This is a genomic window from Bradyrhizobium sp. WYCCWR 12699, from assembly GCF_032144035.1.
Taxonomy (GTDB): Bacteria; Pseudomonadota; Alphaproteobacteria; order Rhizobiales; family Xanthobacteraceae; genus Bradyrhizobium.
The window spans coordinates 1-15957 of sequence record NZ_JAVTJN010000032.1; the positions used below are offsets into that span (position 1 = coordinate 1).

19 protein-coding genes and 1 tRNA gene are annotated in these 15957 nt (G+C 65.6%); 8 read left to right on the forward strand and 12 right to left on the reverse strand.

The window, feature by feature from the left end; genetic code table 11:
- Together RPS27_RS14740 and chpT are read right to left on the reverse strand one after the other, a co-directional pair.
- Nucleotides 1-750, reverse strand: a 750-nt coding sequence (locus RPS27_RS14740) for an Hpt domain-containing protein (RefSeq protein ID WP_313754092.1), incomplete at its 3' end; no start/stop codon positions are given.
- Nucleotides 751-946: 196 nt separating this feature from the next.
- Nucleotides 947-1600 (reverse strand): histidine phosphotransferase ChpT, encoded by a 654-nt coding sequence (gene chpT, locus RPS27_RS14745; protein ID WP_028134580.1) that lies wholly within the window; start codon nt 1598-1600, stop codon nt 947-949.
- Between the two features lie 204 nt (nt 1601-1804).
- On the opposite strand from chpT, the gene RPS27_RS14750 reads away from it, so the two are divergent.
- Nucleotides 1805-2626, forward strand: a complete 822-nt coding sequence (locus RPS27_RS14750) for a 3'(2'),5'-bisphosphate nucleotidase CysQ (RefSeq protein WP_313754093.1) — start codon at nt 1805-1807, stop codon at nt 2624-2626.
- A gap of 9 nt (nt 2627-2635) precedes the next feature.
- Here the strand turns inward: RPS27_RS14750 and RPS27_RS14755 are convergent, their stop codons facing one another.
- Nucleotides 2636-3121: a YHS domain-containing (seleno)protein gene (locus RPS27_RS14755; protein WP_211418335.1), complete on the reverse strand. Its 486-nt coding sequence runs from the start codon at nt 3119-3121 to the stop codon at nt 2636-2638.
- 139 nt (nt 3122-3260) lie between these two features.
- On the opposite strand from RPS27_RS14755, the gene RPS27_RS14760 reads away from it, so the two are divergent.
- The 3 genes from RPS27_RS14760 to RPS27_RS14770 all read left to right on the forward strand — a co-directional run bounded on the left by RPS27_RS14760 (nt 3261) and on the right by RPS27_RS14770 (nt 5514).
- Nucleotides 3261-3866, forward strand: a complete 606-nt coding sequence (locus RPS27_RS14760) for a DUF1134 domain-containing protein (protein ID WP_194406285.1) — start codon at nt 3261-3263, stop codon at nt 3864-3866.
- Between the two features lie 119 nt (nt 3867-3985).
- A complete protein-coding gene (locus RPS27_RS14765; protein WP_212068119.1) occupies nt 3986-5278 on the forward strand; it encodes a hypothetical protein in 1293 nt (430 codons plus the stop codon).
- 161 nt (nt 5279-5439) lie between these two features.
- Nucleotides 5440-5514, forward strand: a tRNA-Val gene (locus RPS27_RS14770).
- A gap of 178 nt (nt 5515-5692) precedes the next feature.
- Here RPS27_RS14770 and RPS27_RS14775 read toward each other — a convergent pair.
- Nucleotides 5693-6025 (reverse strand): hypothetical protein, encoded by a 333-nt coding sequence (locus RPS27_RS14775; RefSeq protein WP_212068118.1) that lies wholly within the window; start codon nt 6023-6025, stop codon nt 5693-5695.
- A gap of 155 nt (nt 6026-6180) precedes the next feature.
- On the opposite strand from RPS27_RS14775, the gene RPS27_RS14780 reads away from it, so the two are divergent.
- Nucleotides 6181-6954: an SDR family NAD(P)-dependent oxidoreductase gene (locus tag RPS27_RS14780; RefSeq protein WP_212068117.1), complete on the forward strand. Its 774-nt coding sequence runs from the start codon at nt 6181-6183 to the stop codon at nt 6952-6954.
- A 17-nt stretch (nt 6955-6971) separates the two neighbouring features.
- Here RPS27_RS14780 and RPS27_RS14785 read toward each other — a convergent pair whose 3' ends face one another.
- The 4 genes from RPS27_RS14785 to RPS27_RS14800 form a co-directional block, all read right to left on the reverse strand.
- A complete protein-coding gene (locus RPS27_RS14785) occupies nt 6972-7649 on the reverse strand; it encodes a hypothetical protein (RefSeq protein ID WP_212068116.1) in 678 nt (225 codons plus the stop codon).
- A gap of 129 nt (nt 7650-7778) precedes the next feature.
- Nucleotides 7779-8261: a transcription elongation factor GreA gene (gene greA / locus RPS27_RS14790; protein WP_212068115.1), complete on the reverse strand. Its 483-nt coding sequence runs from the start codon at nt 8259-8261 to the stop codon at nt 7779-7781.
- A 60-nt stretch (nt 8262-8321) separates the two neighbouring features.
- On the reverse strand, nt 8322-8813 hold the full coding sequence (locus RPS27_RS14795; RefSeq protein WP_212068130.1) for a hypothetical protein: 492 nt from the start codon (nt 8811-8813) through the stop codon (nt 8322-8324).
- 184 nt (nt 8814-8997) lie between these two features.
- A complete protein-coding gene (locus RPS27_RS14800) occupies nt 8998-9333 on the reverse strand; it encodes a hypothetical protein (protein ID WP_212068114.1) in 336 nt (111 codons plus the stop codon).
- A 260-nt stretch (nt 9334-9593) separates the two neighbouring features.
- Between RPS27_RS14800 and RPS27_RS14805 the strand changes: the two genes are divergently transcribed.
- Nucleotides 9594-9827 carry a DUF3551 domain-containing protein gene (locus RPS27_RS14805; RefSeq protein ID WP_211418839.1) on the forward strand — a complete coding sequence of 78 codons (234 nt, stop codon included), beginning with the start codon at nt 9594-9596 and terminating at the stop codon, nt 9825-9827.
- 57 nt (nt 9828-9884) lie between these two features.
- Here RPS27_RS14805 and RPS27_RS14810 read toward each other — a convergent pair whose 3' ends face one another.
- A complete protein-coding gene (locus tag RPS27_RS14810) occupies nt 9885-10403 on the reverse strand; it encodes a hypothetical protein (protein WP_212068113.1) in 519 nt (172 codons plus the stop codon).
- A gap of 40 nt (nt 10404-10443) precedes the next feature.
- Complete coding sequence (locus RPS27_RS14815; RefSeq protein WP_212068112.1) at nt 10444-11991, reverse strand: acetolactate synthase large subunit; 1548 nt, start codon at nt 11989-11991, stop codon at nt 10444-10446.
- A 257-nt stretch (nt 11992-12248) separates the two neighbouring features.
- On the opposite strand from RPS27_RS14815, the gene RPS27_RS14820 reads away from it, so the two are divergent.
- Nucleotides 12249-12827, forward strand: coding sequence for a L,D-transpeptidase (locus RPS27_RS14820; protein ID WP_194406276.1), 579 nt, complete (start codon nt 12249-12251; stop codon nt 12825-12827).
- 209 nt (nt 12828-13036) lie between these two features.
- Entirely contained in the window at nt 13037-13852 is an 816-nt protein-coding gene (locus RPS27_RS14825) for a DUF2927 domain-containing protein (protein WP_212068111.1), read from the forward strand.
- A 45-nt stretch (nt 13853-13897) separates the two neighbouring features.
- Here the strand turns inward: RPS27_RS14825 and RPS27_RS14830 are convergent, their stop codons facing one another.
- Nucleotides 13898-14716: a class I SAM-dependent methyltransferase gene (locus RPS27_RS14830; RefSeq protein WP_212068110.1), complete on the reverse strand. Its 819-nt coding sequence runs from the start codon at nt 14714-14716 to the stop codon at nt 13898-13900.
- 106 nt (nt 14717-14822) lie between these two features.
- A complete protein-coding gene (locus RPS27_RS14835; protein WP_212068109.1) occupies nt 14823-15947 on the reverse strand; it encodes a threonine synthase in 1125 nt (374 codons plus the stop codon).
- Between the last annotated feature and the right edge of the window lie 10 nt (nt 15948-15957).

Genomic DNA, 15957 nt, shown 5'->3' on the forward strand with positions numbered 1-15957 from the left:
GATCGACTGGTTGGCGATGCGGTCGCCTTCGGAGGCGCCCTCGTCGGCCATCGACTTCTTCGGGGCGGCCTTCTCCTTGGCGGGCTTGGCCGCTTCCTTCGCAGCGGGCGCAGGAGCCGGGGCTTCAGCGGCCGGCGCCGGCGCAGCCTCGGCCTTGGCAACAGGCGCGGGCGCTTCGATCGCGGTCTCGCGGAAGGCGCGCTCGAGCTCGTCGAGCGAGACTTCGCCGGGGCGCAGCGGACGCTCCAGGGTCTGGTCGATCAGCGTGCCCGTGGTCATGTCTTTGGCGGGCGCGGCAGCCGCAACAGGTGCCTCCGGCGCGAGCGGCGGGGCCTCGGTGACAGGAGCAGCAGCACCCGCCGCCATTGCGGCCATGCCCTGCTCGACCATCGCTTCCAGCTTGTCGATGAGATCGCGGTCGTTCCCCTCGGGCTCGGCCTCGGTTGCCTCCAGGCCTGCCAAAATCTCCTTGATGCGGTCGATCGAGGACAGGATCACCGTGACCGCCTGGCCCGTCACCGGCATGCCGTCGCGGAATTTGCCCATCAAGGTCTCGCCGGCATGCGCCAGCGCTTCGAGCCGGGGCAGTCCGAGGAAGCCGCACGTGCCCTTGATGGTGTGGACCAGGCGGAAGATGTTATCCAGGATCTTGGCGTTGTTCGGCTCCTGCTCGAACTTCACCAACTGATTGTCCACGGTGTCCAGGCTCTCGCTGGTCTCCGTCAGAAACTCCCGCAACAGATCATCCATGAAAACAGGCCTTCATACAGCGAGGGCGCGCACGAGGCGTGGTGCGCCATTTCGGAATGAGGCCAGCTTCACCGCAAAGCGTTTAATATTGGTTGAGTATGTGCAAAAGAACGGAACCAACAAAGACATAAGGCGCTCCGGACAAGCCGAAGCGCCTCGTAAAGATTCGATTAAGAGGCCGGACGCGACGCGCCGTTTACGAAGCGGTAACGGTGATGGCTTCGCCTTCCGGCGCAAGCTTCACGGTGAGCCCGCAGGCCTGGGCCAGCAGACGCGTATAATAAGGCTGGATCGCGTGCGCATCCGCGGCGGGGCCGCGCTCGCCGCTCAGCAGCTCGGAGATGTTCTGCGGCAGGCGCGCATTGTGGCCGGTCGCGGTGATGCGAAAGCTCATCGTCTCGCCCTCGCCGATCGGGTCGATCGTCAGCATGCCGCCGCGCGGGATCGTGTGCTGGGCGACGACCAGCATGTTGAGCAGCAGCTTGACGCGGTTCTTCGGCAGGAGGAGCCGCGGCAGATTCCAGGTGATCGAGCACTTGCCGTCCTCGATGTGGCCTTTCGCCATGGTCTGGGCATCGCCGAGATCGATCTGCGCACCGGAGGAGCCGGCTGCGCCGAAGGCGAGACGGCAGAACTGCAGCCGGGCGGAGGCGGTCTTGGCGCTCTTGCGGATCAGGTCGAGCGCGAACTCGCGGTCTTCGGGCTTGGGATCGTCGTCGAGCACTTCGAGGCCGTTGACGATGGCGCCGACAGGGCTGATGAGATCGTGGCAGACCCGCGAGCACAACAGCGCGGCGAGTTCGAGCATATCGGGAGCAGTGGCGGTCGCGGGCGACGAGGCGTCAGACATATAAAGGGGTCCTGGAGGGTTCCTGGAATTGCACGGCGCTGGACGCCGCGAATCACGCATGCTTGACGGATGCTGCGGGTTCTAACATTCGCCAGCCCGCGGCAGCTAGCTTGCGATCACGTCCGGGCGGTCATAAGCCCAATCGAATCGTTCGGGGGCGAATCAGTCGAGAAGGAACGAATTGCCGATGATTGAGGCATCCAGGTGAAGCGGATCATCGACAGCGCGGCCGCATCCGGCCTGATGGAGCCGCTGACGGCCCTGGTGGTGAAGGCGGGCGAGGCGATCCTTGCCGTCAACCGCGCGGCGATGCGGGTCGACGGCAAGCAGGACGGCTCGCCGGTAACCGAGGCCGACCTTGCCGCCGACCGCATCATCGCGGAGGGCCTGGCGCAGCTCGCAGGCGACGTGCCGACGCTCTCGGAAGAGCGGACCGAGCTCGCTTCTGCGCCGTTCGAGGGCAGCTTCTTCCTGATCGATCCGCTCGACGGCACCAAGGAGTTCGTCGCCGGCCGCGACGAGTTCACCGTCAATCTCGCCCTCGTGACATCGGGCATGCCGCTGCTGGGCATCGTCAGTGCGCCCGCGCTCGGGGTGCTCTGGCGCGGCATCGTTGGTCGCGGCGCCGAGCGCGTGAGGTTTGACGGCGCGACCATCGGCCCGGCCGAGCCGATCCGCACCCGCAAGCTGCCGGCGCGGGGCGAGCCCTGGATCGCAGCAGTGAGCCGCTCGCATGGCGATTCCAAAAGCGAGGCGTTCATCGATAACAGGCCCAATGCCGTGAGAAAGACCTGCGGCTCGGCCGTGAAATTCGGCCGGATCGCCGAGGGCAGCGCCGACATCTACCCCCGCTTCGGGCCGACCTGTGAATGGGACGTCGGGGCCGGTTCTGCGGTCGTGACCGCGGCCGGCGGCAGGGTGACCGACGGCAAGGGCGGCGAACTCCGCTTCGGCCAGCGGCCCGCCAGTGGCTTCATCATCCCGGAGTTCATCGCCTGGGGAGATCCGCAGGCGGCAGAACTCTGAGGTAAGCCGCTACTGACCGAGCTGCTCCAGAAGCGCCGGCCAGCGCTTGCCCACCTCATAGAGGAACCGTTCGGGGTCGGCGGCGAAGGCGTCACGATTGGCTTCCCGGCTGAACAAATAAAGCCGCTGCGCCGCGATCACGAAGAAACGGGGATTGCCGGCGACGGTGACGCCGCGGGCGATATCGGCGGGATCGTAGCCGCCGAACTGCGGCCCATAGACCTCGGGATGCGCCAGGAAGGAGGCCCGGTTGCCCTCGTTGCGGAAGCGCCAGACCGCGCCCCAGAGGTTCGCCTCGAATTCCGCCGTCCCCTGCACCGCCTCGCCATCGACGAAATAGGCAACGGGGTCGAAGCCCTGGATGGCGACGCCGGTGAAGCGGTTGACGACAACCCGCTCGGTGGTGGCAGCCTCGGCCGGCAACCCCGAGCCCGCGATCCATATACCCGCCAGCAGGCAGACGAGGAGGCGGATCAAGGCAATTCCGGGGCGCAAAGGGCTATCTTCCTGCCGTTGTGCCGTCATAGTTGCTGCGGATAACATCCGAGTCGAGGGGACATCCGGCGCAACCTAGAGCCATGCCTGTTGGCGTCAGGTTAAGGAAGCGACCGGATTCGGTACCAGGGGTTCTTTCATGACTTTCGCATCACGCCTTGCTGCGCTCGCGCTTGCCGCGATGGTCGGCTGGATCGTGCCGGCTTCAGCGCAGACCGCGCCGCCGCCGGACCTGCCGCCGCCGCAGCGGACCCCAACGCCCAACACCTACGGGCCGGACGAACTCGTCGGTGCCGGACACCGCTTCTTCGGCAACGTCTCGCGCGGGCTTGCCTCCATCATCGAGAAGGCGATCAGCCAATGGGGCCTGCCCAATGGCTACATCCTGGGTGAGGAAGGTTCCGGCGCGTTCGTTGCCGGCCTGCGTTACGGCGAAGGCACGCTCTACACCAAGAACGCCGGCGATCTCAGGGTCTACTGGCAGGGCCCCTCGCTCGGCTTCGACTGGGGCGGCGACGGCGCGCGCACCATGACGCTGGTTTACAATTTGCCCGCCACCAACGCGATCTACCAGCGCTTCGCCGGCCTCGACGGCTCGGCCTACATCATCGGCGGCTTCGGCATGACGGCGCTCACCGCCAACAACATCGTGCTGGTGCCGATCCGCTCGGGCTTGGGCTTACGGCTGGGCGCCAATATCGGCTATCTCAAATACACGCCGCGCGCGACCTGGAACCCGTTCTAGGTCTCCTCCTCCCATCCTGTTAGGGATCAAGGTTAACGACAGGCCGGGGCTGGCTTTTTGCCGGCCCGCCATGGCATGGTCGTTGGTGAATTTTTCCTTAAGCTTGGGAGTTCTGCCCCATGGTCGAACCGATCATGTACCTGGCGATCGGTTTCCTGCTCTCGATGCTGTGCGGGCTCGCCATCGTGCCGCTGGTGCATAACCGCGCCGTGCGCCTGACCACGCGCCGGCTCGAAGCCGCAACGCCGCTGTCCATGGCGGAGATCCAGGCCGACAAGGATCAGCTCCGCGCCGAATTCGCCATGTCGGCGCGGCGGCTCGAGATGAGCGTCGATCAGCTCAAGAACAAGACCACGAGCCAGCTCGCCGAGCTCGGCAAGAAGAGCGACGCCATCAACCGCATGAAGATCGAGCTCGGCGAGAAGAACGCCACGATCTTCGCGCTCGAGGCGCGCGAGAAGGCGGTGAAGGAGCAGCTCCGCGCCACCGAAGAGGAATTCAACGCCAAGACCCAAGCCTTGCGCGAAGCCGAGATCGCGCTGACCGACAAGCAGGCCGAGCTCGCCAAGATCAATTCCGAACTGTCCGACCGCTCGATGATGGCGGAGAGCCGCCAGGTCGAGCTGGTCGCCGTGCGCGCGCAGATCGAGGAATTGAAGAATCGCGTCGGCGATGCCGAGAAGGAATTTGCGGCGACGCAGGCGCGCCTCGCGCAGGAGCGTCTGGAATCGGAGACCGCCTCGCGCGAGCTCGGCGATGCCCGCGGCCGGGTCGAGAATCTGAGCCAGCGCGTCACCGAGCTCGATCGCCAGCTGCTGCTGCAGGTCAAGGAAGCCGAGATGCTGTCGGGCCGCGTCGCCGACCTCGAAGGACGCCTCGCCACACAGGGCAAGCTGCTTGCCGAGCGCGACTATGAGAACAACCAGCTTCGCCAGGCCAATGAGGCCAATGAGCGCACCGTGAAGGAGCTGCGTGTCGAGATCGCGGGCCTCAGCGGCGGCAAATCGTCGGCGGCTGCGGAGGCGCTGCGCGCGGAAAAGACCGCGCTGGAAGAGCAGCTGCGCACCGCGCGCGACGAGCGCGCAAAACTGCAGCGTGACCTCAACGCGATCCAGCAGCAGGCCGAGAGCTCATGGGCGACCGAACGCATGGAGAATGCGCTGTTGCGCGAGCGCATCAACGACATTGCCGCCGAGGTGGCCAAGCTCGCGATGCAGCTCGAAGGTCCGAACTCGCCGATCGAGGCACTGCTGGCGGCCGAGGCCGGCCAGCCGCCGAAGCCGGCGCCGCGCCCGGCCAACGACGCCGCCACCAACGGCACGCCGAGCCTGCCCGAAGGCGGCGGAACGCTGGCCGAGCGGATCCGGGCGCTGCAGGCCCACGCCTCCCGCGCCCGCCAGCAGGGCGCGTAAGCGGCCCGAAACCGCCCTTTCCGCCGCGCATGGCGCGGTTGCCGCAAGCTTTTCCAGCTTCGAGCCACCTGGAAACTTGACACCTCAAGCCCGCACTTCTAAATCGCGGGCTCCGATGCGCCGGCCGGCCCACAAGGTCCGGCCGTTGGCATGATGGTCCCGGGCGCATAGCTCAGCGGGAGAGCGTTCCCTTCACACGGGAGAGGTCCAAGGTTCGATCCCTTGTGCGCCCACCATCCATCGTCCTGCTTGATCTGCCAGTTGCCGACGATCTCGCCTGACGGCTGTCGGCGACCGCCCGAACAAGAATCTCGAAAACAACCCCATGCACAGTAGCCGACGTCAGTCGGATCAACGGGTTACGGCTTTGCCGAAGTCATCGGACTCAGGGCCGGCCCATCATTGACGCGCGGCCTAATCCTCGGCCGGTTCGCTCCTCCGCCGGCGCAATCGTCGCGCGACGACTTCGCCCAGGGGACGGTCCGGCGATTTGCGAAAGGCGCTGAGCTTCTTGATCCGGCCTGTGCGCAAGACATCCGACTGCGCTTCGTCGGCGACTTCGTCCCGAACATCGCCCTGCGCAGGGATCAAGGCCTGGCGCACTGCCCGGCGCTCGTCCTGGTGCGAGAGCTGCTTGCTGCGCGGAATGTTCTTCCGGCTGCTTTTCTGATTCTCTCCATAGGTATTGCGCCGGTCGTGCTCATAGCTCAAGCGCTTCTTGTCCTGTGGAGTTTTGACCTTGCTCACACATGCCTCCAGATTGACCTGCCGCTGCGGGCGTTTCGCGGAACGCAGCTCAAGACTAAGTGTTGAGCGCGGTGACCTTGGTTCGATCGCCCAAGGATCGGAAGAGAAAAGCGGCACCAGAGAGCGCGTGCCGAGACATTCGCAAGGAGCAGCCCATGGCGACCATCTTCATCACCGGCAGCACGGATGGGCTCGGCCGGGCGGCGGCGCAATCGCTGCTTGATCAGGGACACCGCGTGGTGCTGCACGCGCGCTCGGCCGATCGTGCCAACGCGCTCGGCGAGCTGAGGTCACGAGCCCAGGGGATCGTGGTCGGCGATCTCAAGAGCGCGGCCGAGACCAAGGACATCGCCGACCAGGTCAACGCGATCGGACGCATGGACGCGATCATCCACAACGCCGGCGTCTACACGCGGCCCGGCCGCGGCACAACGCCGGAGGGCCATGCCGAGACGCTCGCCATCAACACGCTTGCACCGTACATGCTGACGGCGCTGATCGAGCGTCCCGGCCGGCTGGTGTATCTCAGCAGCGGATTGCACAGGGGTGGTGAGGGCTCGCTCGACGATCTCGACTGGACCAGGCGTCCCTGGGATGCCGCCAAGGCCTACGCCGAAAGCAAGCTGCACGTCGTCGCGCTGGCCTTCGCGCTGGCACGGCGCTGGCCCAACGTCCTCTGCAACGCCGTCGATCCCGGATGGGTGCGCACCAGGATGGGCGGCGCGGGCGCACCGGTCGATATCGACACCGGGCAACGGACGCAAACCTGGCTGGCCGCGAGCGAGGAGCCCGCCGCCCTGGTGACGGGGCGCTACTGGCATCATCTCGCGCAGCAGCAGCCGGCGCGTGAAGCGACCGATCCGACATTTCAGGAGGCGCTCATCGGTCAATTGAGCAAGCTGACGGGCGTTGAGCTGCCGGAGGCGTAAGGGCCGATGACGAAGCTTCACACCGCCCGCTGTGGCCGCCAGGCCGCGTAAAGACCGACCAACGTTCCAATGGCGACCAGTGCTGCCGCGAGCAGCACCTGCAATTCGCCGTCATCGGTGGGGCCGACGGACGAGACAAGCCTGGTCACGATGACGAACAGGATGCCGACGGCGGCCGCCGCACCCACGCAGAGATAAGCGAGCTCCCGCGTCAGATTGCGGCCGAGCAGTCCGAGCGCCGTGAAATACATCGCGCAGGCGTTGGGATGCACGAACAAGGCAATGCGCGCGTAAGGGCCGTAGGCGTCGAACAGGGACTCGCATCGGCGCAAGGCCGCCTTCGAGGCGACACGCTGCAGGAACGGCCTGAAGAAACGCGCCTGTCCGTAGCTGAGAACGGCGCCGAGGATGATGGCGAGCCACGCCACGGTGAAGACGGAGCCATCCACCGCCTTCGGATTGAGCGCCACCGACATCAGGATCAGGGCGGTGCCGGGAAAATAGCCGAAATACGGGAACACCGCTTCCAGCAGCACGCAGACGAACATGAAGGCCGGAAACCACGATGAACCGGTCGCGCCCTGAACGATCGCGTTCAGGTCGAACAGGCTCGTCCTGTAGAGAACGAGGTACATGCACATGGCAAGTCCCGCCAGCGCGTAGAACGGCAGCGCTCCCGACAGAAATCGTTTCATTCAACCATCGGGCTTTGTTCGGCGGAGACGACGGCCTCGCGCTGCTGCGGATCATGCTTTAGGCGAATGAGATTGCTCCTGTCGATAGCGCCCTTTGCCACGCGATCCTCGATGCGGCCCTGCGCCTTGCTACGCGATCGACAGGATCTCGATCTCCTGCGCGCCCGCCCCGACGACATCGCCGACCGCCTTGCCCATCAGCGATTTCGCGACCGGCGCGACGAACGAGATCGTCCCCGCCTTCGGGTCGGCTTCGTCCTCGCCGACGATGCGATAGGTCTGCACGCGGCCGTCAGCGCGGCTGAATGTTACCGTGCTGCCGAAGGCGACGACATCATTTGAGGCCGGATCGGGAACGAGCTGCGCGGTGCGCAAGCGCTCCGTCAGATAGCGGGCGTCGCGCAAGGGCACGGCCGATTGCCGGCGCTTCTCGTTGACGTCCTCGATGGCTTGCGCGGCTTCATAGGCCTTGCGGGCCTCCGCAAGCTGCGTTTGCAGCGCCTGCAGGCCGGCTTCCGTCACGAGGTTGGGATGCGGCGAGATCGGGCGATCCGGCAACAGCGTCTCGGACGCGGTCTCGGCGCTTTCTTCCTTGGTAAAGGCGACGCTCAATGCAGAAATCCTGTCGAACTGTTCCGGTTGGCGACGCCAGGCGCCGCCGCTTGTCCCGGATTATATCTCAAGTTCGACGAAACGACGGAGCTTGAAGACAATATCCGGCAGGGCCTGGCGGAACCGCGTTGCGTTCTGGAAATTGGTCGAGAACGGCGCGAAGGTGATCATCGCGTTCCAATGCCGGTAGCCATAGACCGTGACCGAGACGCCGGTTGCCGGAAAATCCTCCCGCTTGCGCAGCTCACCCAGCACGAGATCGGCAATCGCTTCGGCCGGCAGCAGCTGTTTGCCGTCCCGCGTGGTGACGATCTTTGCGGGCTGCTCGACCGGCTCCACGGCGGCCGGTGCAGCGTCGGACGCATCCTCCTGCTCTTGCCTGATCGGCGCTGCCTCGGCGGTCGGCGCCGAAACCGCATCCGCTCCGTTCGAGGGCACTGTCGGCGGCCCCTCGGTGAGCGGCGGTGGGACAACATTCTCTGCGCGCTTGTTGCCACCGAGGATGCTGCTGATCATGGCCACGAGGCCAGCATCCTTCACGTCGTCACTCATCATTCCCCCCACGCTTCGGCCTACTCTAGCATTGCGCTGGCAGACCGCCACCGGGGATCTCTGGCCGGACTCCGTCCGGCAGAGACGGTTCGTCGCAGGCGTTGGACGGAGGCCGCTTCGAGAGCCCGCTCCTCGAAAGCAGCAGCGGCGCGAAGCGGGGCGTCCCGCGCCGCCATGCGATCCGTCACTGCTTATCGAACGGAATATATTGCTGGTACTGCTTGGGCACCGAGCTGCGATAGCGCGCGGGCACGGTGCCGGTGTCGACGGAGTGATCGATTTCCTGCTGCCGCGTCATCTTCTTCTTCGCCGGCTTCTTCGAGGCACTCTTCTTGGAGTCGGTCGGCTGACTGGAACCGTCGGTGGTCGCAGCCGGCGCCGCCGTCGTTGCCGGCGCGGTGGTTGTCGCCGCAGGCGCAGCAGTTCCGCCGGCAGCGGGCGCGGTCTGGGCCAGCGCGAGCGGTGTTTGCATGATGAACGCCAGCGCCGCTGTCGCGGCCAGCAAGTATGACTTTTGCATCAGAACCTCCAAAATTGCCTGATCCGAACGAGGCCAACCTAGGCCCGCGGCATCGACGCGTGCAAGTCTGTCGACGTTAGGTCCGATCCCACGCGAGAACTGTGGCCGAGATCACATTGCTCGCCACCGGCTGCGTCACGATGTACCTCGCCTCGAACGCATCCGGTATCGCGAAAGACCAACACAACATGACCATGCGTCAGACAGGCCACGGGAACGCCAAGGCCCGGCGTTCCACCCCACAATCGAAGGAGACTGAAATGCGTCGCACCATCCTCACGCTTGCATCATTCGCAACCTTGATCGCCGCGTCGTTGTCGGCCGCCCCGGCCCAGGCGGGCAGCGACCGGTACTGCCTGCAAGGCCGCAGCTGGGGCTATCCCGGCAATTGCCAATTCGCCAGCTACCAGCAATGTGCGGCGACGGCCTCCGGCACCTCGGCCTATTGCGGCATCAACCCGCGCTACGCGTATTCGCAGCCGTACTCCTACTGACGACATCGCGGCTGAAGGTATGGCGGCGTGCGCAACGATCGCGCACGCCGCACAGCTCTAGACGGGGCTTCCGAGGCCGATCTCCTCGAGCCGCGACGAGAACCAGCGCGACAGCGCGTCGTCGACGGCGCCGCTGACATAGACCTCCGACATCGTCACCCGCTCCTTGTCCAGCACCAGCAGAACGCCGAGCCAGTAGGGAAACCAGACGTGGACGTCGGTCAGCGCTCGCAGCTTGTGCTGGTCGTGCTCCAGCGGCGTGTGATTGCTCGCCTTGCGGATTTCCACACTGAGCAGATTGTTCGGGATCTCGCGCTGATGCACGACGACATCGGGATAGATCGACTTCCCCAGATGATCGTCGGTCGAGATGATGGTGCCGTGCGGCAGATGCAGCGTGCGCTCGCCGAGCCGGTCGTAATTGCAGTCGACCGACCAGCCGGAGAACTGCTTTTCCAGATGCACGGCGAAGCGGTGCGTGACCGCGCGCTCGCCGATGTCCCTCTCGAACAGGAAGCCTTCGTGGGCGTAGAAGTCCCGGAGCGCCGCAATCACCTTGTTCAGCTCGGTCTGCATCGTGCCTCCGGGCTCTCGGCGCTCCGCGTTGCGTAAACCCTTACATCACGACTTCGATCAGCCGCGGGCCGGGCTCGGCGACGGCTTCGGCCAGCGCCTTGTTGAACTCGTCGGCATTGGTGACGGCGCGGCCGGGCACGCCCATGCCCTTGGCCAGCGCCACGAAATCCAGCGTCGGTCGGTCGAGCCTGAGCATGTCGTTGGCGCGCTGGCCGGGCTCGCCAGCGCCGACATTGTCGAACTCGCCGCGCAGGATCTGGTAGATGCGGTTGGCGAACACAATGGTGACGATGTTGAGGTTCTCGCGCGCCTGAGTCCACAGCGACTGGATCGTGTACATCGCGCTGCCGTCGCCGACCATGGTGATCACCTTGCGGTCCGGACAGGCGATCGCGGCGCCGATCGACAGCGGCGTCGAGAAGCCGATCGAGCCGCCCATGTTCTGCAGCCAGTCGTGCGGCGCGGCGGCCGCCGTCGGCGGGAAGAAGCCGCGGCCGGTGGTCAGCGACTCGTCGACCATGATCGCATTCTCGGGGATCGCACAGGCGATCGCCTGTGCGATCGAGGCGAAGGTGAGCGCGCCGGTCGGCTTGACCAGTTCCTGCAAAGCCTGCGGCTTGACGTCCTTGGCGCTGGCCTTCACCGCGCCGGCGAGCGCTTCCAGCGCTGCGACCGAGTTCTCGCCCCAGGAGGTCATGCGATGGACGTCGCAGCCCTCGGGCTTGAGCATGCTCGGCTTGTTCGGATAGGCGAAGAACGCCACGGGATCGTCAGACTCGACCAGCACGATGTGACGGAACTTGGCCAGCATCGGCAGCGCGTTCTCGATCACGTAATGGATGCGGTCGATCGAGAAGCGGCCGCGGCCGCGCGCCATCCTGGGGCGGAAGGTCGGGCCCATCACGGTGCAGCCGGTCTTGGCGGCGATGCGCTCGGCCAGCGCCAGGCCCTGCTCGCTGAGGGCGCTGCCGGTCATCAGGAGAAGCGTGCCCTCGCCGTCGCCATGCAGGATTTTTGCGGCCTGCTCGACCGCCTGCGGCGAATAGCTCGCGCGCTGCTGCTCGGCCGGAACCTCGGCGATGCCGTCGGCCTCGTTCCAGGCGGTGTCGGCAGGCAGGATCAGGGTCGCGATCTGCCCCGGTGCACTTTTGGCGGCGGCGATCGCCGCGGCGCCGTCAGCGGCAACCGACTTGGAATTCGGTGAGGTCCGGACCCAGGACGACATCGGCCGGGCCAGGCCCTCGATGTCGGAGGTCAGCGGCGCGTTGTAGTCGATGTGGTAGACGGCATGCTGGCCGACGATGTTGACGATGCCGGAATTGGCCTTCTTGGCGTTGTGCAGGTTGGCGAGGCCATTGGCGAGGCCGGGACCGAGATGCAGCAGGGTCGAGGCCGGCGTGCCCTTCATACGGTAATAGCCGTCGGCGGCACCGGTCACCACGCCCTCGAACAGGCCGAGCACGCAGCGCATGCCGGGGACGCGGTCGAGCGCTGCGACAAAATGCATCTCGGAGGTGCCCGGGTTGGAGAAGCAGATGTCCACCCCGCCCTTGACCATCGTCCGCACCAGGCTTTCCGCACCGTTCATCCCAAGCTCCCGCAGCATATCCAGAGTTCCGACCGATCAATCATTGTTCGCGCGTCCGGTCAAAGCAATAGCCGCCATCGCGGCCCTGCCCCGCGCGATGATGCGCCGATTTGGCTAACGCTTTTCGGCAAGCCGGCATGGTTGCCGATTTGATAACGCCTGTGCGGGATGATGTCCCTCACGGGCCCGTGGCTTGCGAAAAGCCCGCAAATATGGCCTGTGGCCTGTGTTGAAGCGATTTTTTGCTGGGGGAAACAATGATCCGGTTTTTTGCCGCGCCGATTGCCGCCATCGCATTGCTGTCGGCCGTTGCGGGCGGCGCGCTCGCCGAAGAGTTCGACTCGCGCGACATCATGGGCGGCGGCCCGAACTTCTTCCGTTCCGGCGCCAATCCCGTCCCCCGCACCACCGTCATGTATAACGGCAATTACGCCCCCGGCACGATCGTGGTGAACACCTCGGAGCGGCGGCTGTATCTGGTGCTCCAGAACGGCCAGGCGCTGCGCTACGGCATCGGCGTCGGCCGCGACGGTTTCCGTTGGGGCGGGGTGCACAGGATCACCGCCAAGAAGGAATGGCCGGACTGGACGCCGCCCTCGCAAATGCTGGCCCGCCGTCCCGATTTGCCGCGCCACATGAAGGGCGGCGTCGACAATCCGCTCGGCGCGCGCGCGATGTATCTCGGCTCGACGCTCTACCGCATCCACGGCTCCAACGAGCCGGAGACGATCGGCCAGGCGGTCTCCTCGGGCTGCTTCCGCATGACCAATGACGACGTCACGGACCTCTATAGCCGCGTTGCGGTCGGTACCACTGTGGTGGTGCTGAACAACTAGGGCGCGACTGCCGTAAGGTGGGCAAAGCCGGAGGATCGCGCGAAGGCGCGGTCCGCAGGCGTGGCCACGATCTTGAGATGGTGGGCACGCTCCGCTTTGCCTACCCTACGATACTGTCGCTCTCCTGCGACAGACAACGCAGGAACCCGCACGCCGCGTGAATCTGCGGCCTTGTGCGCGCCACGTGAATACGGCAGCGTCGCACGACGATGAGCGCATTGAATCCGTCCTCGACTGCCCTTCGCTCCGCCTTGCTGGCGCTCGCCGCGCTCACATGCGTGCCTGACACCGCACCCATCGCCGCCGCGGGCGAACTGCCCGCGATCTCCTCGCGCCAGCGCGCCGAGAAGAAGAGCTTTACCGACGGCGAGATCGTCGACGGCTTCCTGAAGACGGCGTTCGGCGCCGAATATCACCTTGCCGGCCGCGTCGACCGCATCCGCAAGTTCGACGGACCCGTGCGCGTGTACGCCGAGAGCGACCGCGCCGATCGCAAGGCGCAGCTCTCCAAGGTCGTGGCCGACATCGGCAAGCGCGTGCAGCATCTCGACATCGCCATGATCGACAGCAACGAGGCGGCGAATGTGCGCGTCAAGCTGGTGCGCGACCGCGATCTGTTCCGCACCATCTCGAGCTTCTACGGCGCGGAGAAGGCGCGCGAGATCCGCACCTCGCTCGACCCGCAATGCCTGTCCGGCTTCCGCAAGAACGACAATTTCGAGATCGAGCATTCCGACGTGATCCTCACCGTCGACAACGGCGATTTCACGTTCCTCGACTGCGCCTATGAGGAGCTCTTGCAATCGCTCGGGCCCATCAACGACACCGCGAGCGTGCCGTGGACCATGTTCAACGACAACGTCTCGATGGGCTATTTCGACGTCTACGACCAGTACATCCTCAACCTGCTGTACGATCCCCGCATCAGGGCCGGCATGACCGTCCAAGAGGTCAAGGCGGTGCTGCCCGAAGTGCTCGCCGACGTGCGGGCGTGGGTGAAGCAGGTGAATGATCTGAAGGAGTGAAGGCCTTCCTTCTCCCCTTGTGGAAGAAGGAAGAAGCAGTGGCGATTATGCCTTCCTCGCCTTCGTCATCAGGAATTGCTGGCGCATCACGTTGTTGCTTCCGTCTAAATATTCGGAGATCAGCGCCTCGAGCTCACTGCGAAGACTCCGCAGTCTGTCCGGTTCGTCCTTGTACTGGGCGACGAGCTTGATCAAAGGCCCGATCGTGGTTTCCATGGTGCGACGGAAATGCTGCGGGCTGAGCGCGGACGGCGTCATGATGTCCATCTCGAAGGAGATGTCCTTCGCCTTCCCTGCGAGACGTTCGGCGACGATCTTCGGATCGCCCCACGACACTGGCGATGCCACGCCCTCGGGCGGCGGCAGATGGCGGCCGATCAACGCGAACATCCGTCCGACATAGAGATGCGGCGGCCAGGTGGAGAAGGCGATGGTGCCGCCGGGCTTCAGCACGCGCAGCATCTCGCCGATGGCGACCTCCGGACGCGGCGCGAACATGTGGCCGAACTGGCTGAGCACCAGGTCGAACTCGTTGTCGCCATAGGGCAGGCTTTCGGCGTCGCCTTCGGCGAAGTCGACATCGAGGCTCGCCAACTGCGCGTGCTCGCGGGCTCGTTCGATCAAAACCGGAGACAGGTCGAGACCTCTGACCTTCGCACCACGGCGCGCCGCCGTGATCGCAGCGACGCCGGTACCGCATCCGACGTCGAGCAGCGCTTGGCCGGTTGCGACCCCGGCGAAACTTACGAGCTTGGCGGCCGAGGGTGTCGTGAACACCTCCATCGGCGTGAACAGCGACCAGGCTTCCTTCTGGACTGCCTTGAAACCAGCAAACGGGTCCTGCAACGGGGCTTGCGCGGTCATGGAACTCTCCCTTCGCTCGACGTCAGTTTTCATGAGGCTGACGACGAATGCCAAAGGTTCAACGCGGGCTCACGACGGCCACGGCAGCTTCGCAATCCTTGCGGCCCTACTGCACGAGATCGGCCACCGTGGTCGCCGCCTTCAGGCCCGTGCCGGTGAGAACCGCGACCGTGGTCTCATTTGCCTTGATCGCACCGGTCGCGGAGAGCTTGTCCAGCGCCGCGGCCGCGCTGGCGCTGGTCGGCTCGGCGAACAGGCCCTGGCGCGCAAGACGGCGCAAGGCAGTGACGATCTCATCCTCGGTGAGCGCGACCGTGCCGCCGCCGCTCTCGCGCAATGCGGCGATGATCTCGCGCAGACGCAGCGGATGCTTGATCGCGGTGCCTTCGGCGATGGTCTTGCTCACCTCGCGCGCGACGGGCGTGTCGACGCCGGCCTGAAAACTCGCATCGATCGGCGAACAGTTCAGCGGCTGCGCCGCGAACAGGCGCGGCAGCTTCGATATCTGACCGGCTCTCAACAACTCGCGGAAGCCGAAGGCACAGCCGAGCAGGCTCGAGCCGGCGCCGACGGGAACGATGACGTTGTCGGGCGCGCGGAAGCCGAAATCCTCCCAGATCTCATAGGCCAGCGATTTTGTCCCCTCGAGGAAGAACGGCTGCCAATTGTGGCTGGCATAGAAGATCTGGCTCGACTGCCGGATAGCCTCGGCCTCCGATTCCTCGCGCGGGCCTTCGACGAGCTGCACCTCGGCGCCGTAAGCGCGCACCTGTGCGATCTTGGCCGGCGAAGTCGAGGCAGGCGCCAGGATCTTCACGCGCATGCCGCCGGCAGCACCGAGCCCCGCCATCGACGAGCCGCCATTGCCGGAGGAGTCTTCGAGAATGGCGTCGACCCCGATCTGGCGCAGGAAGGACAGCATCACGGCCGAGCCGCGGTCCTTGAAGCTGCCGGTCGGGTTGAACCATTCGAGCTTGAACAACGGGCGCAGCTCGCCCCAGTCCTGCTGGACCAGCGGCGTGCAACCTTCCCCGAGCGTGATCGGATCCTTGATCTCCACGGGCAGCGCGGCCTTGTAACGCCACAGCGAGCGCGTGCGCGCATCGATATCGTCGCGCGAGATCCCCGCCCCCGGCGTCACCAGCAGCGGCGTGCGCTCGTCCGAGCACCAGCGCGGCTGGTCGAGGGGATAGAGCTGTCCGTTGCGGGGATCGATGTAGCTGGCGGGCATGGGGGTCTCC